The sequence below is a fragment of the Brevibacterium sanguinis genome (assembly GCF_003315415.1).
GTDB classification, from domain to species: domain Bacteria; phylum Actinomycetota; class Actinomycetes; order Actinomycetales; family Brevibacteriaceae; genus Brevibacterium; species Brevibacterium celere_A.
In genome coordinates this window covers 97,791-116,444 of sequence record NZ_QNSB01000011.1, presented here as the reverse complement: position 1 = coordinate 116,444, position 18,654 = coordinate 97,791, and the positions used below count along the sequence as shown (strand labels likewise).

At 70.0% G+C, this 18,654-nt stretch carries 15 protein-coding genes; 12 read left to right on the top strand and 3 right to left on the bottom strand.

What is annotated here, in order from left to right:
• Positions 1-388: 388 nt before the first annotated feature.
• The 3 genes from DFO65_RS14435 (at position 389) to DFO65_RS14425 (ending at position 5,108) form a co-directional block, all read left to right on the top strand.
• Complete coding sequence (locus DFO65_RS14435) at positions 389-1,558, top strand: acyl-CoA dehydrogenase family protein (RefSeq protein ID WP_113905138.1); 1,170 nt, start codon at positions 389-391, stop codon at positions 1,556-1,558.
• A gap of 114 nt (positions 1,559-1,672) precedes the next feature.
• Positions 1,673-2,881, top strand: coding sequence for an acetyl-CoA C-acetyltransferase (locus tag DFO65_RS14430; protein WP_113905137.1), 1,209 nt, complete (start codon positions 1,673-1,675; stop codon positions 2,879-2,881).
• A gap of 1 nt (position 2,882) precedes the next feature.
• A complete protein-coding gene (locus tag DFO65_RS14425) occupies positions 2,883-5,108 on the top strand; it encodes a 3-hydroxyacyl-CoA dehydrogenase NAD-binding domain-containing protein (protein WP_113905136.1) in 2,226 nt (741 codons plus the stop codon).
• An 81-nt stretch (positions 5,109-5,189) separates the two neighbouring features.
• Here the strand turns inward: DFO65_RS14425 and DFO65_RS14420 are convergent, their stop codons facing one another.
• Positions 5,190-5,837, bottom strand: a complete 648-nt coding sequence (locus DFO65_RS14420; RefSeq protein ID WP_113905135.1) for a TetR/AcrR family transcriptional regulator — start codon at positions 5,835-5,837, stop codon at positions 5,190-5,192.
• A gap of 146 nt (positions 5,838-5,983) precedes the next feature.
• On the opposite strand from DFO65_RS14420, the gene DFO65_RS14415 reads away from it, so the two are divergent.
• The 4 genes from DFO65_RS14415 (at position 5,984) to DFO65_RS14400 (ending at position 12,374) form a co-directional block, all read left to right on the top strand.
• Positions 5,984-7,594, top strand: coding sequence for a carboxyl transferase domain-containing protein (locus DFO65_RS14415; protein WP_113905134.1), 1,611 nt, complete (start codon positions 5,984-5,986; stop codon positions 7,592-7,594).
• A 17-nt stretch (positions 7,595-7,611) separates the two neighbouring features.
• A complete protein-coding gene (locus tag DFO65_RS14410) occupies positions 7,612-9,633 on the top strand; it encodes an acetyl/propionyl/methylcrotonyl-CoA carboxylase subunit alpha (protein WP_113905133.1) in 2,022 nt (673 codons plus the stop codon).
• On the top strand, positions 9,630-10,802 hold the full coding sequence (locus tag DFO65_RS14405) for an acyl-CoA dehydrogenase family protein (RefSeq protein ID WP_113905132.1): 1,173 nt from the start codon (positions 9,630-9,632) through the stop codon (positions 10,800-10,802). Before DFO65_RS14410 ends, DFO65_RS14405 begins: the two co-directional genes overlap by 4 nt.
• Positions 10,803-10,892: 90 nt before the next feature.
• Positions 10,893-12,374 (top strand): phospholipase D-like domain-containing protein, encoded by a 1,482-nt coding sequence (locus tag DFO65_RS14400; RefSeq protein WP_113905131.1) that lies wholly within the window; start codon positions 10,893-10,895, stop codon positions 12,372-12,374.
• 72 nt (positions 12,375-12,446) lie between these two features.
• On the opposite strand, the gene DFO65_RS14395 is transcribed toward DFO65_RS14400, so the two are convergent.
• Complete coding sequence (locus DFO65_RS14395; protein WP_113905130.1) at positions 12,447-13,268, bottom strand: HAD-IIA family hydrolase; 822 nt, start codon at positions 13,266-13,268, stop codon at positions 12,447-12,449.
• Positions 13,269-13,350: 82 nt separating this feature from the next.
• Between DFO65_RS14395 and DFO65_RS14390 the strand changes: the two genes are divergently transcribed.
• Genes DFO65_RS14390 through DFO65_RS14380 form a run of 3 tightly spaced genes read left to right on the top strand, consistent with a single transcriptional unit; the run spans position 13,351 to position 15,330 of the window.
• Entirely contained in the window at positions 13,351-13,842 is a 492-nt protein-coding gene (locus DFO65_RS14390) for a MaoC family dehydratase (protein ID WP_113905129.1), read from the top strand.
• 8 nt (positions 13,843-13,850) lie between these two features.
• Positions 13,851-14,654 (top strand): HpcH/HpaI aldolase/citrate lyase family protein, encoded by an 804-nt coding sequence (locus tag DFO65_RS14385; RefSeq protein WP_113905128.1) that lies wholly within the window; start codon positions 13,851-13,853, stop codon positions 14,652-14,654.
• Between the two features lie 10 nt (positions 14,655-14,664).
• A complete protein-coding gene (locus DFO65_RS14380; RefSeq protein WP_113905127.1) occupies positions 14,665-15,330 on the top strand; it encodes a peptide deformylase in 666 nt (221 codons plus the stop codon).
• Here the strand turns inward: DFO65_RS14380 and ggt are convergent, their stop codons facing one another.
• A complete protein-coding gene (gene ggt, locus DFO65_RS14375; protein WP_245940800.1) occupies positions 15,331-17,148 on the bottom strand; it encodes a gamma-glutamyltransferase in 1,818 nt (605 codons plus the stop codon).
• 162 nt (positions 17,149-17,310) lie between these two features.
• On the opposite strand from ggt, the gene msrA reads away from it, so the two are divergent.
• Entirely contained in the window at positions 17,311-17,841 is a 531-nt protein-coding gene (gene msrA / locus DFO65_RS14370; RefSeq protein ID WP_113905125.1) for a peptide-methionine (S)-S-oxide reductase MsrA, read from the top strand.
• A complete protein-coding gene (locus DFO65_RS14365; RefSeq protein ID WP_113905124.1) occupies positions 17,842-18,645 on the top strand; it encodes a nitroreductase family protein in 804 nt (267 codons plus the stop codon).
• Positions 18,646-18,654: the final 9 nt, after the last annotated feature.

Here is an 18,654-nt window from a genome sequence, read left to right as displayed (position 1 = left end):
TGCCGGGTCTGTCAATGATGTCGCGACTCATCGGTCAATGATCACGGAGAAAAGTCCTTGTCGGGGCTGTCAACGATGTACTGACTCTGGACACCGCAGGCGGCTCGGCAACGCCCCTCTCGCCAGGATCGACAGTCCGGCGGGAGGGGCGTTTTCTTTGCCCGAAACCAGCGAATATACGCTTACGATACGCTTTTGCGCTCGAGAGCGTCACAGAGGCCCTGCCGCCCCGCCCTGTGTTGACGCTCACACCGAACTGGTATTCAATGGTGCCTGTGAATGTTACTGAACGATCGATCAGCGACCTTCCGGGCCCCTTCCGCCCGCCCGGCGCCGACTCCCACCGGCGCGGCGTTGTCTCCCCTCGGCGCGGCGCCATGGAGCACCGATGAGCGGCACCCCGGCATTCGGACGGCCGCGAAGCCTGTTCGAGACCGAGCACGAGGACTTCCGGCAGATCGTGCGCAGCTTCGTCGACACCCATGTCGCGCCGCACGCCGAGGACTGGGAGTCCGCGGGCATCATGCCCAAGTCCCTCTTCGCCACCGCCGCCGAGGCGGGGATCCTCGGATTCTCGATCCCCGAGGCCCACGGCGGCGGGGGCGGCGACGACTTCCGCTTCAACGTCGTCATGGCCGAGGAGCTCTCCCGCCACCCCGTCTGCTCCGGACTCGGCGGACTCAGCCTCGCCAATGACGTCGTCATCCCGTACTTCACCGAGCTGACGACCGACGAGCAGAAGGAGCGCTGGCTGCCCGGCATCGCCGCCGGGCGGTCGGTCGTCGCGATCGCGATGACCGAACCCGGTGCCGGCAGCGACCTCGCCGGCATCCGCACCAGGGCCGTGCGGGACGGTGACGACTATGTCGTCTCCGGCGCGAAGACCTTCATCTCCAACGGACAGAACGCCGACCTCGTCGTCACCGTCGTGCGCACCGGCGACCATCCCCACCGGGGACTGAGCCTGCTCGTCATCGACACCGCGAGCCCCGGGTTCTCCCGCGGTCGCAACCTCGACAAGATCGGGCTGCACGCCCAGGACACGAGCGAGCTGCACCTCGACGAGGTGCGGGTGCCCGCGACCCACCGCCTCGGTGAGGAGGGCACCGGGTTCGCGGCTCTCATGCGCAATCTCCCACAGGAGCGCCTCTCCATCGCCGTCGCCGCGGTCGCCTCGACGGAGGGAGTCCTCGAGCGCACCCTCGAGCACATCCGGCAGCGCGAGGCCTTCGGCCAACCGATCGGCAGCTTCCAGAACTCGCGCTTCGCCATGGCCGAGATGGTCGCGACGACCCGGGCGCATCGCGCGTGGATCGACTCCCTCGTGCTCGCCCACCTCGACGGAGAACTCAGCGCCGAGGACGCCGCCGCGGCGAAGTTCCTCACCACCGAGCACCACGTCGACGTGGTCAGCCGCTGCCTCCAGCTGCACGGCGGCTACGGCTACATGCGCGAGTACCGCATCGCCCGGGACTACGAGGACGCCCGGGTGACGACGATCTACGGCGGCACGACCGAGATCATGAAGGAGATCGTCGGGCGCTCCCTCGGGCTGTGACAGCCCGCGACCGCGCCGACGACAGGACCCCGCCGAAGACCGGACCGCACCGACAATCGACCCACCCCACCGACCCGCCCGACCGCCCTGAACGACCACGACTGTGAGGACCCCATGAGCGACGCGTACATCTTCGACGCAGTGCGCACCCCGCGCGGGAGGAACCGCGACGGTGCCCTGCACTCCGTCAAGCCCCTCGACCTCGTCACCGGGCTCATCGCTGCGCTGCGGCAGCGTCACCCCGGCCTCGACGACTCGGCGATCGACGACCTCGTCCTCGGCGTCGTCTCACCCGTGGGGGAGCAGGGCGGGGACATCGCCCGCACCGCCGCCCTCGTCGCCGGACTCGACGAGAGGGTCGCCGGCGTCCAGATCAACCGGTTCTGCGCCTCCGGGCTCGAAGCCGTCAACCTCGCCGCGGCGAAGGTCGCCAGCGGCTTCGAAACGCTCGTCCTCGCCGGCGGCGTCGAATCGATGTCCCGCGTGCCCATCGGCTCCGACGGCGGCGCCTGGGCGCAGGACCCGACGACGAACTACGACACCTACTTCGTCCCCCAGGGCATCGGCGCCGACCTCATCGCGACGACCGAAGGCTTCAGCCGCGCCGATGTCGACGCCTACGCCGTCGAATCGCAGAACCGCGCCGAGGACGCCTGGCGCGAGGGCCGCTTCGCCCGGTCGGTCGTTCCCGTCCAGGACATCAACGGCGTCACCGTGCTCGAGGTCGACGAGCACATGCGCCCCGGCTCCACCGTGGAATCGCTGGCCCAGCTGAAGCCCGCCTTCGCCAGGCTCGCCGCGCAGACCGGATTCGACGAGGTGGCCCTGCAGAAGTACCACTGGGTCGAGGCCATCGACCACGTCCACACCGCGGCGAACTCCTCGGGGATCGTCGACGGCGCAGCCCTGACCGTCATCGGCAGCGCCGAGGCGGGCGCGGCGATGGGCATGAGCCCGCGGGCCCGCATCGTCGCCACCGCCGTCACCGGCTCGGACCCCACGATCATGCTCACCGGGCCCACCCCGGCCACCCTCAAGGTCCTCGACAAGGCGGGGCTGACGCTCGACGACATCGACCTCTTCGAGCTCAACGAGGCCTTCGCCGCCGTCGTCCTCAAATGGATGAAGGACCTCGACATCCCCCACGAGAGGGTCAACGTCAACGGGGGAGCCATCGCCATGGGCCACCCGCTGGGTGCGACCGGGGCGATGATCCTCGGCACCCTCCTCGACGAACTCGAACGCCGCGACCTGCGGCGAGGACTCGCCACCCTGTGCATCGGCGGCGGCATGGGCATTGCGACGATCATCGAAAGGGCCTGACATGACGAACGACAACTCCGATCACGCGACCACCGATCGCCCGACCACCCCGGCCCAGGCCGCGAGCTACGCCCGGAGGATCGATCCCGAGGGCGTCGTCACCATCGTCATCGACGACCCGGACTCCTCGGTGAACACGATGAACGACCACTTCTCGGCCGCCCTCGAGGACACCGTCGGCTGGCTCGAGTCGAGCATCGGCGACATCCGCGGCGTCATCCTCACCTCGGCGAAGCCGACGTTCTTCGCCGGCGGGGACCTGACCAGGATCCGCGCTGCCGACCCGGACGACGCCGCGGCCGAGACCGCGCAGGTCGACCACATCAAGGGACTGCTGCGCCGGCTGGAGACGCTGGGCCGACCCGTCGTCGCCGCTCTGGGCGGCACGGCCCTGGGCGGGGGACTCGAGGTCGCGCTCGCCGCCCACCACCGGATCGCCGCCGAGGACGTCGCCGGCGCCCGCTTCGGCTTCCCCGAGGTCTCCCTCGGACTGCTGCCCGGGGGCGGAGGCATCGCCCGGACCGTGCGGATGATCGGCCTTCAGGACGCCCTGCAGAAGGCGATCCTGCCCGCGACGAAGTTCCGAGCCGCCGAGGCGCGCGAGCTGGGCCTCATCGACGAGCTCGCACCCCTGAGCGAACTCGAGGACCGGGCCAGGATCTGGATTCGGGACAACCCCGACGCAGTGCAGCCCTGGGACGCCCCCGGATTCCGGATCCCCGGCGGCTCACCGTCGTCTCCGGCACTGGCCTCCATGCTCCCGGCGCTGCCCGCACTCCTGCGCCGCCAGCTCAAGGGCGCACCGATGCCCGCCCCGCGGGCGGCCCTGGCCGCCGCCGTCGAGGGCGCCGGGGTCGACATCGACACCGCGCTGAGCATCGAGACCCGCTACTTCGTCCACCTCACCCACACCGCCGTGGCGAAGAACATGATCAAGGCGTTCTTCTTCGACCTCGGGCACATCGACTCCGGCGGCTCCCGGCCCGCGGACCATGAGCCCCGGCAGGTGACGAGGCTCGGGGTGCTCGGGGCGGGAATGATGGGCGCGGCGATCGCCTACACGGCGGCCAAGGCCGGCATCGAGGTCGTCCTCAAGGACGTCGACCTCGCGACGGCCGAACGCGGCAGGGACTACGCACGCAAGCGGGAGGAGTCGGCGCTCGCCAAGGGCCGGACCACCTCGGCGACGAGCGAGGCCGTCCTCGGCAGGATCACCCCGACGGACAAGGCCGCGGACTTCGCCGGAGTCGACTTCGTCGTCGAGGCGGTCGTCGAGTCCGTGCCCGTCAAGCAGCAGGTGTTCGCCGAGATCGAGGACATCGTCGCCCCCGATGCGATCCTCGGGTCGAACACCTCGACGCTGCCGATCACCGAACTCGCGACCGGGACCGCGCGTGCCGCCGACTTCATCGGCGTGCACTTCTTCTCACCCGCGGACAAGATGCCGCTCGTCGAGATCATCCGTGGTGAGGAGACCTCGGACGAGACCCTGGCGCGGACCTTCGACTTCGTCCGGCAGATCAGGAAGACCCCGATCGTCGTGGGCGACTCCCGCGGATTCTTCACCTCGCGTGTCATCGGGACGTTCATCGCCGAGGCGGTCGCCGCGGTGGGCGAGGGCGTGGAGCCGGCGAGCGTCGAGCAGGCGGCCCTCCAGGCCGGATACCCGGCCGGAGCCCTGCAGCTGCTCGACGAACTCACCCTGACCCTGTCCCAGAGGATCCGGAAGGAGACGAGGACGTCGACCGAGGCCGCCGGGGGCACGTGGGACGAGCACCCCTCGGAGGCCGTCATCGACTGGATGATCGAGCAGGGGAGGACCGGTCGCAGGGACGGCGCCGGATTCTACGACTACGACGAGACCGGCAGGCGCGGACGCCTGTGGCCCGGACTGCGGGAGAGGTACGGTGCGGACTCCGCCCGTCCCATGGCCCGGCAGGAGTTCGTCGACCTGCAGGAGCGGATGCTCTTCGCCGAGGCGCTCGAGACGATCAGGTGCCTCGACGAGGGCGTGCTCACCTCGGTGCCGGATGCGAACATCGGCTCGATCTACGGGATCGGGTTCCCCGCCTGGACGGGAGGCGTCCTCCAGTACGTCAACCAGTACGAGGGCGGTCTGAGCGGCTTCGTCGGCCGTGCGAATGAACTCGCCGCCGCCTACGGGGACCGGTTCGCCCCGCCGGAATCGCTCATCGAGCGGGCCAGGACCGGCGCGACTTTCGACTAGGGCTCACCCGGGGTGCAGTGATCCGGCGAGAGGGCAATCCACGGAGTGCTCCCTCGCTGGATCACTGCACTCTCGGCGGCCTCAGTTTCCCGCCGAGGTGGGTGAACCCGACTCGAGAGCTGCGCGCGCCGCAGCGCGCAGCTCTCGGCTGACGTTCTCGCGGGCCAGCCCCCGGGCCAGGTACGGGGTCGAGTTCATCATCCCGAAGACCGCGTGGACGCGGATCGTCGCGCTCTCGACCTCCCAGTCCGGGTGCCGATCCGCGACGACCGCTGCCCAGTCGCTGACGTAGGCGCGCTGCAGGCGCCGGATCGTCCGGCGCGAGGCCTCGGGCAGGGCCGCGAAGTCACGGTCCTGGATCCGGATGAGCTCGGGCTCGCTCATCGCGAAGTCGACGTGGAAGTCGATGAGCCGGGCGAGCACCTCGGCGGGGGGCGCCGCGGTGCTCGCCGGGCCCGTGGTCGCGGGGGCGTCGTCGCGCCCGGCGATCACCGCCCGGCCCCCGTCGTGGAGGTACCGGGAGATGCCGACGAGGAGCTCCTCGAGGACCGCCTCCTTCGAGGCGAAGTGCCGGTAGACGGCAGGGGTGGAGATCCCCACCCCCGTCGCCAGGTCCTCGAGGCGCACGCCGTGGAAGCCGTGACGGGCGAAGAGGGTCTTCGCGACCGTCAGCAGCTGCTCACGCCGGGCTGCCTTGGCCGCGGCCCGGGGAGTCGTCCCAGTTCCCATGTCGTCGCCTTCATCAGTGCCCGAGGGCATCGGTCTGTGCGCGTTGTCACAATCGCTCTCGGGCAGTATCATAGCAGTTGAGTTAATTCCGTTTAACTGAACTATCGGAGGTCGGGCCGAATGGGCACAGCAGGCAGGAAGCGCCGATGAGGGTAGTGGGCACAGCGCCGGGACCGGCTGGTGAGGAGAACGCCCGCGCGCACGCCGAACTCATCGCCGAGCTCCGCGAGCGCATCGAGGCGACCGCGCGGGGCGGATCCGAGAAGGCGCGACAACGGCACCTCGACCGCGGCAAGCTCCTGCCGCGCGATCGGGTCGAACGCCTCCTCGACCCGGGCACCCCGTTCCTCGAGCTGTCCCCGCTGGCCGCGAACGGGATGTACGACGACGCCAGCCCGGGCGCCGGGATCATCACCAGCATCGGCCGGGTCAGCGGACGCGAATGCGTCATCGTCGCCAACGACGCGACTGTCAAGGGCGGCACCTACTACCCGGTCACGGTGAAGAAGCACCTGCGCGCCCAGGAGGTCGCGAAGGACAACCACCTGCCCTGCATCTACCTCGTCGACTCCGGCGGCGCCAACCTGCCCAATCAGGACGAGGTGTTCCCCGACCGTGAGCACTTCGGGCGCATCTTCTACAACCAGGCCACCCTCTCGGCCGCGGGCATCCCGCAGCTGGCCGCGGTGCTCGGATCCTGCACCGCCGGCGGCGCCTACGTCCCCGCGATGGCCGATGAGTCGATCATCGTGTCCGAGCAGGGCACGATCTTCCTCGGCGGTCCGCCCCTGGTCAAGGCCGCCACCGGCGAGGAGGTCAGCGCCGAGGACCTCGGGGGAGGAGCGCTTCACTCCCGGACCTCCGGAGTCACCGACCACCTCGCCGCCAGCGACTCCCACGCCCTGGAGATCATGCGCGACATCGTCTCCACCCTCGGCCCCAGGCCGGCACCGAACTGGGACGTCGCCGAGCCCCGCGAACCCCTGCACGCCACCTCCGAGCTCACATCGGTGGTGCCCGTCGACTCCCGGACGCCCTACGACGTCCGCGAGGTCATCGCCCGCCTCGTCGACGGCTCGCTCTTCCATGAGTTCAAGGCCGAGTACGGGACGACGCTGGTCACCGGGTTCGCCCACCTCGACGGCCACCCGGTGGGGATCGTCGCGAACAACGGCATCCTGTTCGGCGAATCCGCCGTCAAGGGAGCCCACTTCATCGAGCTCTGCGACCAGCGCAGCACACCGCTGATCTTCCTCCAGAACATCTCCGGCTTCATGGTCGGGCGCGACTACGAGGCCGGCGGAATCGCCAAGCACGGCGCGAAGATGGTCAACGCCGTCGCCTGCGCCCGCGTACCGAAGTTCACCGTCGTCATCGGCGGCTCGTTCGGGGCCGGCAACTACTCGATGTGCGGTCGCGCCTACAGCCCTCGGTTCCTGTGGATGTGGCCCAATGCCCGCATCTCCGTCATGGGCGGGGAGCAGGCCGCCAGCGTGCTCTCGACGGTCAGGCGCGACCAGATCGAGGGCCGCGGAGAGACCTGGAGCGCCGAGGACGAGGATGCGTTCAAGCAGCCCATCCGCGACCAGTACGAAGCCCAGGGAAACCCCTACCACTCGACAGCCCGGCTGTGGGACGACGGGATCATCGAACCCGCCGACACCCGCCAGGTCCTGTCTCTGGCCCTCGACCTCGCCCGCTTCGCCCCGATGGAACGCCCGTTGGCGGCCGGCGGCTACGGCGTCTTCAGGATGTGAGTCGACACATGAGCAGAATGTTCCGCACAGTCCTCATCGCCAACCGCGGAGAGATCGCGCTGAGGGTCATCCGCACCTGCCGGCGCCTGGGCATCAGGACCGTCGCCGTCCACTCCGACGCCGACGCCGGTGCCGCCCACGTCAACCTCGCCGACACCGCGGTGCGACTGGGACCGGCCGCCGCGGCCGAGTCCTACCTGAGCATCGAACGGGTCATCGCCGCCGCCCGCGCCACCGGCGCCGAGGCCATCCACCCCGGATACGGGTTCCTGTCCGAGAACGCCGAGTTCGCGGCCGCGTGCGAGGCCGCCGGCATCGTCTTCCTCGGCCCCGGGGCGGACGCGATCCGGACCATGGGCGACAAGATCACGGCCAAGCAGGCCGTGTCCGCCCGCGGGGTGCCGCTGGTGCCGGGCACCACCGACGCGGCGATGACGAACGACGATCTCATCGCGGCCGCCGATGGGATCGGGTTCCCCGTCCTCATCAAGCCCTCGGCCGGAGGCGGCGGCAAGGGCATGCATGCCGTCCACGATCCGGCCGCGCTGCCCGCCGCCCTCGAGGCCGCCCGACGCGAGGCCGCCGGTTCGTTCGGCGACGACACGCTGTTCCTCGAACGCCTCGTCGCCACCCCCCGGCACATCGAGGTGCAGATCGTCGCCGACTCGCACGGAAACGTCATCCACCTCGGCGAACGCGAATGCTCCCTGCAGCGGCGCCATCAGAAGGTCATCGAGGAGGCCCCCTCGGCGCTGCTCGACGAGGCGACCCGCGCGCGGATCGGCGAAGCCGCCTGCGAGACCGCGAGGTCCGTGGGCTACCGCGGCGCGGGCACCGTCGAGTTCATCGTCGGCGCCGAGCATCCGGATGAGTTCTTCTTCATGGAGATGAACACCCGCCTGCAGGTCGAGCACCCCGTCACCGAGGAGGTCACCGGGATCGACCTCGTCGAGCTCCAGCTGCGGATCGGGGCGGGGGAGGAGCTGCCGCTGACCCAGGACGACATCACGCTGACCGGTCATGCGATCGAGGCGCGCATCTACGCCGAGGACCCCTCCCGCGGGTTCCTGCCCACCGGCGGGCGGGCGCTCGACGTCGTGTTCCCGGACGGGGAGGGCATCCGCCTCGACGCCGGACTCGCCCCCGGGCAGACGATCGCCTCCGACTACGACCCGATGATCGCCAAGCTCATCGTCCGCGCCGACGACCGCGCCACCGCGATCGCCCGCCTCGACGCGGCGCTCGCCGCCTCCGCGGTGCCGGGGATCGTGACGAACATCGACTTCCTGCGCACCCTGCTCTCCCTCGACGCGGTGGTCGCCGGGGCCCTCGACACCTCGCTCATCGACGCGATGGACGCCGACCTGCTCGCCCATGCCCCGACCGAGATCGACCGGCAGTTCGCCGCCGCGTCCGTGATCGCCACCGGCGGACGCGCGGGAACCGAGATCACCGGGCCCGTGCGCACGACCGACCTCGCCCCGACCGCCTCGGCGTGGACACGGGCGAATACGTGGCGGACCTCACGACCGGACTTCCGGCCCCTCGTCGCGCTGGCCGCCGGGACGGAGAGCGCCGACGTCGAGGTCAGGGCCGACGACGTCCGCGTCGACGAGACCGGGCGCTGGCACCTGAGCGTCGACGGCATCCGACACACCGCCCGGGTGTTCTCCGACGCCGGAGCCCGGAGCATCTGGATCTGCGGGGAGCGCGGCATCCACGTCTTCACCCGGCCCATCGCCGACACCGCTCTGCACCCCGGCGAGAGCGGCTCCCAGGTTCTCGCCCCGATGCCCGGGGCCGTGGTGCGGGTGCTCGCCGCGCCGGGCGCGCACGTCGAGCAGGGCGATCCCCTCCTCATCGTCGAGGCGATGAAGATGGAGCACGTGCTCACGGCCCCGGCCTCCGGCACCGTCGGCCTCGCGGTGACCGAAGGGGCGCAGGTCGCCGTCGACGAGGTGCTCGCCACCGTCGTCGACGACACAGGGGAACAGCCCGCAGCCACAGAGACCGAGACCACGATGGAGGCACGAGCATGACAGCTTTCGTTCCGGGCATGCTGCCCGACGAGTACGAGGACCTGCGACGGTCGGTCGCGAAGTTCGCCGACGAGGAGGTCGCGCCCGTCAGCGCCGAACTCGACGCCAAGCACGAGTTCCCCTACGCCCTCGTGGCGAAGATGGGGAGGATGGGACTGTTCGGCCTGCCCTTCGACGAGGAGTACGGCGGGATGGGCGGGGACTACTTCGCGCTGACCCTCGCCATCGAGGAGATCGGGCGGGTCAACCAGTCCCTGGCGATCACCCTCGAGGCCGGTGTCTCGCTCGGAGCGATGCCGATCCACCGGTTCGGCACCGAGGAGCAGAAGCGCGAATGGCTGCCCCGACTCACCGACGGCTCCGGACTGGCGGCCTTCGGGCTGACCGAGCCAGAAGCCGGATCCGACGCCGGCGGCACGAAGACGCGGGCCACCCTGGCCGACGGCACGTGGACGATCAACGGCGGCAAGTGCTTCATCACCAACTCCGGCACCGACATCACCCGCCTCGTCACGGCCACCGCGGTGACAGGCACCAGGACCTCGAAGAGCGGGCGCGAGGTCCCCGAGATCTCGACGATCATGATCCCGGCGGGCACCCCCGGCTTCACGGTGGAGCCCGCGTACGACAAGGTCGGCTGGAACTCCTCCGACACCCACCCGCTGACCTTCGAGAACGTGCAGGTGCCCGAGGGCAACCTCCTCGGCGAACGCGGCCGCGGCTACGCGAACTTCCTCCGCATCCTCGACGAGGGCCGCATCGCCGTGGCCGCGCTGTCCGTGGGCGCCGCCCAGGGGTGCGTCGACGAATCCGTGAGGTACGCCAAGGAGCGTCGGGCCTTCGGGCACGCGATCGCGGACTTCCAGGCGATCTCGTTCAAGATCGCCCGCATGGAGGCCCGGACGGTCGCCGCCCGCGCCGCCTACTACCTCGCCGCCTCGCGGATGATCGCGGGCCTGCCGTTCAAGAAGGAGGCCGCGATCGCGAAGACGATCGCCGGGGAGGCCGCGATGGACAACGCCCGCGACGCCACCCAGATCCACGGCGGCTACGGCTTCATGAACGAGTACCTCGTCGCCCGCCACTACCGCGATTCGAAGATCCTCGAGGTCGGTGAGGGCACCACCGAGGTCCAGCTCATGCTCATCGCCCGCGAACTCGGCCTCTAGGCCCCGCGTCCGCGCCGTTCGGCCCGCGGACCGTTCGGCCCGCGGTCCGTTCGGTCCGCGGGCTGCCGGACCCCTTAGACTCCTGATGGTATGAACCTCATCGACCTCAGCGGCCTGCCCACCTATCTCACGGTGACGTGGCTCGTCATCGAGTACGCGCTGAAGATCATCGCCATCGGGGTCGTGCCCGAGGGCAGACGGCCCTCGTCGTCGTCGGCGTGGCTGCTCCTCATCCTCTTCCTGCCGATCGTCGGGATCCCGCTGTTCCTCATGCTCGGCAGCCCCTATGTCAACGGCCGTCGGCAGCGGATCCAGGCCGAGGCCAACGAGCTCATGCACGAGGGCGCCGACGAGCTGCCCGACGCCCCACCCGGCCTGGACGTGCCCCGCGACTTCACCTCGATCGTCCACCTCGGTCGCGAGCTCACCGCGCTGCCCATGGTGGCCGGCATCAACCATGGCCTGATCTCCGACTACGATGCGAGCATCCGGCGCATGGCCGAGCTCGTCGACGAGGCCGAGGACTATGTCTCGGTCGAGATCTACATCATGGCCTGGGACGACACGACCGATGTGTTCTTCCGGGCACTCGAGCGGGCGAGCGGGAGAGGAGTCGCGGTGCGGGTCATGTTCGACCACATCGGTTCCCGCAAGTACCCGGGCTTCCACCGGCTCGGCAAGCGGCTCAGCGCCGCGGGGATCGAATGGCAGCTCATGCTCCCCTTCATCCCCTGGCGGGGCAAGGCCCGCCGGATCGACCTGCGCAACCACCGCAAGCTCCTCGTCGTCGACGGGAGGAAGGCGATGATGGGCTCGCAGAACCTCATCGACTCGACCTACCTCAAGCGGAAGAACATCAAGGCCGGCAGGCACTGGCACGACATCATGGTCGAGCTCAGCGGACCGATCGTCGCGACCGTCGAGGCCGTCTTCGCCACCGACTGGTACTCCGAATGCGGAGAGCGCCTCGACATCCGGCCCTACGACGGCGGGGAGATCGGCACCGAGATCGGCGGGCCGGTCAACGGCATGCAGCTCGTCCCGTCCGGCCCCGGATTCACCACCGAACCGAACCTCAAGGTGTTCACCTCGCTCATGTACCTCGCGCAGGAGCGCCTGGCGATCGTCAGCCCCTACTTCGTCCCCGACGAATCCCTGCTCGCGGCCGTGACCACCACCGCCCGACGCGGCGTGGCCGTCGAACTCTACGTCAGCGAGGAGGCCGACCAGTACATGGTCGACCGCGCCCAATCGTCCTACTACCGCACCCTGCTCGAGTCGGGGGTGCGGATCTTCCAGTTCCCCAAGCCGCAGGTTCTCCACACGAAGTGCTTCGTCGTCGACGACAGGTACGCCGTGATGGGGTCGTCGAACATGGACATGCGCTCCTTCGGCCTCAACTACGAGATCAGCCTGCTCACGGCCGGCGGCGACCTCGTCTCCGGGATCACCGGGGTGATCGCCGGGTACGCCCGGGTCAGCCACGAGCTCAGCCTCGAGGAATGGGAGCGGCGGCCGTGGCCGAGACGGTACATGGAGTCCGTCATGAGGCTCACCTCGGCGCTCCAGTGATCCCTTCCGCCGAGGCGCTCGCGTGACGGTGACGTGCCGGCGCGACCGCCCCGCCGAGGCGGTGAGCCGACCTCAGGCGGACCCGGTGACGTCGGCGCCGAGCTCCTCACGGTCGCCGGGCGGGACCTCGAGGAGCTCGTGGACCCCGGAGATGACCTCGTCGGGGCGGAACGGGAACCCCGCGACGTCCTCGGCCGAGGAGATGCCGGTGAGCACGAGGATCGTGTGCATGCCCGCCTCCATGCCGGCGATGATGTCGGTGTCCATCCGATCGCCGATCATCGCGGTCGACGAGGAATGCGCCCCGATCCGGTTGAGCGCGGAGCGGAACATCATCGGATTCGGCTTGCCCACGACGTAGGGCTCGCGGCCGGTCGCCTTGGTGATGAGGGCCGCGATCGCTCCCGTCGCCGGCAGGATGCCCGTCGGGCTGGGACCGGTGGCGTCGGGGTTGGTGACGATGAAGCGGGAGCCCGCCTGGATGAGGCGGATGGCCTTCGTGATCGCCTCGAACGAGTACGTGTGGGTCTCACCGACGACGACGAAGTCCGGCTGGTGCTCGGTCATGACGAATCCGGCCTCGTGGATGGCGGTGGTCAGCCCCACCTCGCCGACGACGAACGCCGTCCCGTGCTCGACCTGATGGCGGAGGAAGTCGGCGGTGGCCATGGCAGAGGTCCAGATGTGGCTCTCGGGGACGTCGAGTCCGCTGGCGCGCAGCCGGGCGGAGAGGTCCCTGGCCGTGTAGATCGAGTTGTTCGTCAGGACGAGGAACGGGGTGTCGCGGCGCCGCCACTGCTCGAGGAGCTCCTGGGCACCGGGCAGGGCGAAGTTCTCCTTGACCAGGACTCCGTCCATGTCGGTGAGCCAGCAGTCGATCGATTCGCGGTTCATGTCCCTCCTCGCATCGGGGTGCTCCTGCTCCCAGCCTAGTCGTCCGGACGCTAAGCTCGAATCACCGACAGTGAGGAGGATCATGAGCGAGAACAAGGTCATCGAGCAGCGCGGACTGTGGCTCGACGAGATGGAGGTCGGGGCGGTCTACCGTCACGCCCCCGGCCGGACGATCACCGAGGCCGACAACACGTGGTTCACGGCGGTGACGATGAACACCCAGGCCCTCCACCTCGACGCGGCATTCGCGGAGACCGAGCCCTTCGGCCAGCGCCTCGTCAATTCGATGTTCACCCTGGCCACCCTCATCGGGCTGTCCGTCTCCCAGCTCACCCAGGGCACCATCGTCGGCAACCTCGGCTTCTCCGAGGTGTCGTTTCCCGCCCCGCTCTTCCACGGCGACACCCTGTACGCGGAGACGACGATCGTCGACACGCGCGAATCGAGGTCCCGTCCCGGACAGGGCATCGCGACCTTCGAGCACCGCGGCTACAACCAGCACGGCACCCTCGTGGCCAGGGCCGTGCGGCAGACGATGATGTTCAAGTCCGACCACGCCTCCGAGAAGAAGTGAGACCCCCGATGACCCTCGAGTTCCGACCCGCCTGGCTCTTCGTCCCCGGCGATCGCCCCGACCGCTTCACGAAGGCCGCGGAACGCTCCGACATCGTCATCCTCGACCTCGAGGATGCCGTCAACGACGCCGACAAGGCCGCCGCCCGGGAGGCGATCGTCGACTTCCCCCTCGACCCGACCCGCACCGTCGTGCGTGTCAACGCCCGCGACTCCGCCCACCTCGGCGAGGACCTGAGGATGCTCGCGGCGACCGACTACACCGCGGTCATGGTGCCCAAGGCCGAGCGAGCCGGCGACCTCACGGTGTTCGGCGACCGGCAGGTCATCGCGCTCATCGAGACCGCGCTCGGGGCGTTGGGCGCCGCCGAGATCGCGGCCGCACCGAACACCTTCGCGCTCATGTGGGGCTCCGAGGACCTCATCGCCGACCTCGGTGGGGGATCCTCGCGCAGGTCGGACGGCACGTGGCGCGACGTCGTCCGGCACGTGCGCAGCATGACCCTGCTCGCCGCCCGCGCCCACGGCCGGCACGCCCTCGACTCGATCTGGGCCGACATCGACGACCTCGACGGACTGCGGGCAGAGGCCGAGGACGCCGTCGAGTCCGGCTTCAGCGGCAAGGTCTCGATCCACCCCTACCACGTGCCCGTCGTCCGCGAGGCCTTCCGCCCCAGCCCCGAACAGCTCGACTGGGCCACCGGCGTGCTCGAGGCCGCCCGGACCGAGAAGGGCGCGTTCGCCTACCGGGGCAGCATGATCGACGCGCCGCTGCTCAAGCACGCCGAACTCATCGTCGCCCGCGCGCAGTGAGCTCAGATCGATGAACGAAGCCGACGCCGTCATCGTCGAGCAGATCCGGACCGTGCTCGCCGCGGCCGCGGAGAACGACGGAATCGCGCCCATCGTCGAGGCCGGCGATCCCGTGCTGCGCACCGCGACCCGACCCTTCGACGGTCAGGTCGATGACTCGACCGTGGCTGAGCTCGCCGAGGTGATGCACGCGACCATGACCGCCGCTCCCGGGGTGGGACTGGCCGCACCCCAGATCGGCATCGGGCTGTCGCTGTTCGTCGCCGAGGACCCCGCCCGCCTCGACCCCGAGATCGCCGCGGTGCGCGAGCGGACCCCGTTGCCGTTTCGCGTCGTCCTCAACGCCGCGTACGAGCCCGCGACGGGTGAGGAGGTCGCGTTCTACGAAGGCTGCCTCTCGATCCCCGGTTACCAGGCCGTCGTGTCCCGACCGCGCCGGATCCACCTGCGCGGGCACACCCTCGACGGAACCCCCATCGCCGAGGAGGTGTCCGGATGGTCGGCCCGCATCGTCGCGCACGAGACCGATCACCTCGCGGGAATCCTCTACCTCGACCGCGCCGAGATGCGATCGCTGGCGACCAACGCCGCAGTCGCCCGGTTCTGGAACCAGCCATCGACGAGGACCGCGGCGGCGCAGCTCGGGTTCACCCTGCCGAGCTCGATGCTCCTGTGATCAGCGCTCGGGGGTGAGCACCAGCGCCGAGCCCCCACCTCGGCGCCGCGGTTCGGCGGCCGCGGTCATCGTCCCGTCCGGGTTGATCTCGATCGCGGCGACCGCGCCGATCTCGGCGTTCGGAGTGAACGAATCACCCGAGGGGACCAGTGTGTGCCCCAGCGCCTCGAGCTCGTCGGCGTAGGCGTCGATGTACTCGGGCTCGGCGGTGACGGCCGCCGTGTTGCGTTGGGACGCGCGGGGAGCGGCGATGGCCTCCGGGAGGCTCATGCCGAGGTCGACCCGGTTGAGCAGCGTCTGCAGCGTCGTCGTGATGATCGTCGATCCGCCCGGCGAGCCCAGGGCCAGCATCGGCTCCCCGTCCCTGAGCACGATCGTCGGCGCCATCGACGACCGCGGCCGCTTGCCCGGTTCGACCCGATTGGGGTCGGCGGGGTCGTCCGCGTCCGTCGTGAAGTCGGTGAGCTCGTTGTTGAGGAGGAACCCGCGGCCGGGGACCGTGATGCCCGATCCGCCGGTCTGCTCGATCGTCAGGGTGTAGGAGACGACGTTGCCCCACTTGTCCGCCGTGGTCAGGTGCGTCGTCGAGACGTTCTCGGTGTCCTCCCTCTCCTCCCATTCACTCGTCGACGAGGGGCACCGACCGTCGTAGTCGGAGACTTCGCCCGGGTCGAGGGGCTTGCTCGCCGCGGCACCCGGATCGAGCAGGCAGGCCCGCTCGGCCCCGAACACCGGATCGGTGAGCGCCGCGATGGGCACGTCGACGAAGGCGGGATCGCCCACGTACCTGCCGCGATCGGCATAGGCGAGGGCGCTGGCCTCGAGGTAGTGATGCTGGGCATCGGCGGCCGACATGCGCGAGAGCGTGAACTCGTCGAGGATGTTCAGGGCCTCCCCGACCGTGGTCCCGCCGCTGCTCGAGGGCGCCATTCCGTAGACGTCGAGCCCGCGGTAGCTGACCTTCGTCGGCTCCTGCTCGAGGACCTCGTAGGCGGCCAGGTCCTCCATCGTCATCTCGCCGGGCGGAACCGGCAGGTCGGTGTCCGCGGACACCGGTGGCGCCTGGACGGTCTCGGAGATCTCCTCGGCGAGCTCTCCGGAGTAGAACTCCTCGACACCGTCCTCGGCCAGCGTCCGATAGGTGTCGGCGAGGTCGTGGTTCTTCATGGTGTCGCCGACCCGCGGGGCGTCGCCGCCGGGCAGGAAGAGCTGGGCGGAGGAGTCGAAGGCCGCGAAGCGCTCCTTGTTGTCCAGGGTCTGCTCCCGGAACGTCTCGTCGACGACGAAGCCGCGCTTGGCGGTCGTGATCGCCGGCTGCAGCGCCTTCCGCAGGCTCAACGTCCCCCACTCGTCGAGGGCCCGCTGCCACGTCGCGGGCGTGCCGGGGACACCCACAGCCACCCCGCTGGTGACGAGCTCGGGGGAGAAGGGGTAGCGCTCGCCGGTGGCGGGATCGATGAAGTCCTGCTGGGTCAGGGCAAGCGGCGCCGTCTCCCGGCCGTCGAGCGTGCTCACCTCACCGGACTTCGCGTCGTAGTACACGAAGTACCCGCCGCCGCCGATGCCCGCACTAAAGGGCTCGGTCACCCCGAGGGTGGCGGCCGCCGCGACCGCGGCGTCGACGGCGTTGCCTCCCCTGCGCAGCACCGATAGCGCCGCCGCCGAGGCGTCCGGGTCGACGGTGCTCACCGCGCCGCCGGAGCCGGTGGCGGTCGCCTGCTTGCCGCCCGGGCGCCCGTCCGCCGCGGCGGGCGCGAGGCCGAATGCGGACAGGGTCAGCGCCACGCACGCGGCCAGTGCTGCCGATCGTCTCCTCATGGTCGTTCTCCTCATCGAGCTCGTCGCGCCGACGACCGTCGGAACGGGACTGGGGACGCCACCAGACTATGACGCGGATCACGCGAAATCGCGGAGCCCCGACCCCGCGAGTCGGCGGGAACACGTCGGGAATAAGTCGGGCCGGGCGTGGTTGTACCCGGTATGAGTGAACTTCGCACCCTGACCCTGGGGGCCGGCTGCTTCTGGTGCCTCGACGCGGTCTACCAGCGGACGACGGGAGTCACCTCGGTGATCTCCGGCTACACCGGCGGGCACACGCCGAACCCCACGTATCGCGAGGTCTGCTCGGGGACGACCGGCCACGCCGAGGCGCTCCGGGTCACCTTCGACCCGGGGATCGTGCCCACCGAGGTCATCCTCGGCCTCTTCTTCACCGGCCACGATCCCACGAGCCTCAACGCCCAGGGCTACGACGTCGGCACCCAGTACCGGTCGGCGATGTTCTACTCCGATGAGGAGGAGAGGGCGGAGTTCGCCCGCGCCATCGACGACGCGCAGAGGCATTTCGACCGGCCGATCGTCACGACCCTCGAGCCGCTCGGCGTCTTCCACGACGCCGAGGACGTCCACCAGGACTTCTACACGAACTACCGCGACAACGGCTACTGCCGCGTCATCATCGACCCCAAACTGTCCCGGGCGCGCAGGGACTTCGCCGAGTGGGTGAGCTGAATGGGGAAGAAGAAGGCCTGCGCGAAGAAGGACCCGAAGAACAAGGGCGCGAAGCACGATTCGCAGAAGCGCGAGCGCGCCCGCGCCCTCTTCCTCGGCGGAGAGACCGGGCCGTGGGCGAAGAAGCTCGCCGAGGCCCATGACGCCGAGGCATCCGACAGCGCCCACGCGCCCCGCGGGGCGGACCGCGCACCGGCCGTGAGCCCGGGACCCGACTACTCGGCGCCCACGTCGATCGACATCGTCGCCGATCCGGTCCTCCACGCGCTCTCGACCCGGCGGTCGATCTCGAAGGTCGGACCCGAGACCCCCAACGACGCGGACCTGCGCGAGATCATCCGCGCGATCTCCTCGGTCGCCGACCACAAGGGACTGCGGCCCTGGCGCTTCCTCATCATCCGCGGCGACGATCGGCTGCGCCTCGGCGAGGCCCTCGACCAGGCGGCCGGGGAGCGGCGCAGGCCCGGCGAGGTCAACGAGAAGCCGCTGCGGGCCGAGCTCCTCCTCGCCCTCGTCTCCTCCCCGCGCCCCAACCCGAAGGTCCCCGAGTGGGAACAGCACGCCACCGCCGCCGGTGCCGGGCACCTCCTCGAACTCGCCCTGTGGCAGGCCGGCTGGGGCGTGATGTGGCGCTCGGGCACCCTGGCCAACGCCCCCGAGGTCCGCCGTCTCCATCGCCTCGGCAAGGACGAGCTGCTCATGGGCTGGTTCTACATCGGCTCCGTCCCCGAGTCGTACCGGGACCGACTCTCCCGCAGCACCCGGCCGCTGCCCGACCCCGAGCAGTTCCTCGACACCCTCTGAAGGATCCCC

Excerpts from the sequence above, each read along its gene's own strand:
- DFO65_RS14405 (WP_113905132.1), top strand. The coding sequence starts at position 9,630 with ATGACAGCTTTCGTTCCGGGCATGCTGCCCGACGAGTACGAGGACCTG.
- DFO65_RS14435 (WP_113905138.1), top strand. The coding sequence starts at position 389 with ATGAGCGGCACCCCGGCATTCGGACGGCCGCGAAGCCTGTTCGAGACC.
- DFO65_RS14385 (WP_113905128.1), top strand. The coding sequence starts at position 13,851 with ATGACCCTCGAGTTCCGACCCGCCTGGCTCTTCGTCCCCGGCGATCGC.
- DFO65_RS14425 (WP_113905136.1), top strand. The coding sequence starts at position 2,883 with ATGACGAACGACAACTCCGATCACGCGACCACCGATCGCCCGACCACC.
- DFO65_RS14415 (WP_113905134.1), top strand. The coding sequence starts at position 5,984 with ATGAGGGTAGTGGGCACAGCGCCGGGACCGGCTGGTGAGGAGAACGCC.
- DFO65_RS14390 (WP_113905129.1), top strand. The coding sequence starts at position 13,351 with ATGAGCGAGAACAAGGTCATCGAGCAGCGCGGACTGTGGCTCGACGAG.
- DFO65_RS14365 (WP_113905124.1), top strand. The coding sequence starts at position 17,842 with ATGGGGAAGAAGAAGGCCTGCGCGAAGAAGGACCCGAAGAACAAGGGC.
- DFO65_RS14395 (WP_113905130.1), bottom strand. The coding sequence starts at position 13,268 with ATGAACCGCGAATCGATCGACTGCTGGCTCACCGACATGGACGGAGTC.
- DFO65_RS14430 (WP_113905137.1), top strand. The coding sequence starts at position 1,673 with ATGAGCGACGCGTACATCTTCGACGCAGTGCGCACCCCGCGCGGGAGG.
- ggt (WP_245940800.1), bottom strand. The coding sequence starts at position 17,148 with ATGAGGAGACGATCGGCAGCACTGGCCGCGTGCGTGGCGCTGACCCTG.
- DFO65_RS14410 (WP_113905133.1), top strand. The coding sequence starts at position 7,612 with ATGTTCCGCACAGTCCTCATCGCCAACCGCGGAGAGATCGCGCTGAGG.
- DFO65_RS14420 (WP_113905135.1), bottom strand. The coding sequence starts at position 5,837 with ATGGGAACTGGGACGACTCCCCGGGCCGCGGCCAAGGCAGCCCGGCGT.
- DFO65_RS14380 (WP_113905127.1), top strand. The coding sequence starts at position 14,665 with ATGAACGAAGCCGACGCCGTCATCGTCGAGCAGATCCGGACCGTGCTC.
- DFO65_RS14400 (WP_113905131.1), top strand. The coding sequence starts at position 10,893 with ATGAACCTCATCGACCTCAGCGGCCTGCCCACCTATCTCACGGTGACG.
- msrA (WP_113905125.1), top strand. The coding sequence starts at position 17,311 with ATGAGTGAACTTCGCACCCTGACCCTGGGGGCCGGCTGCTTCTGGTGC.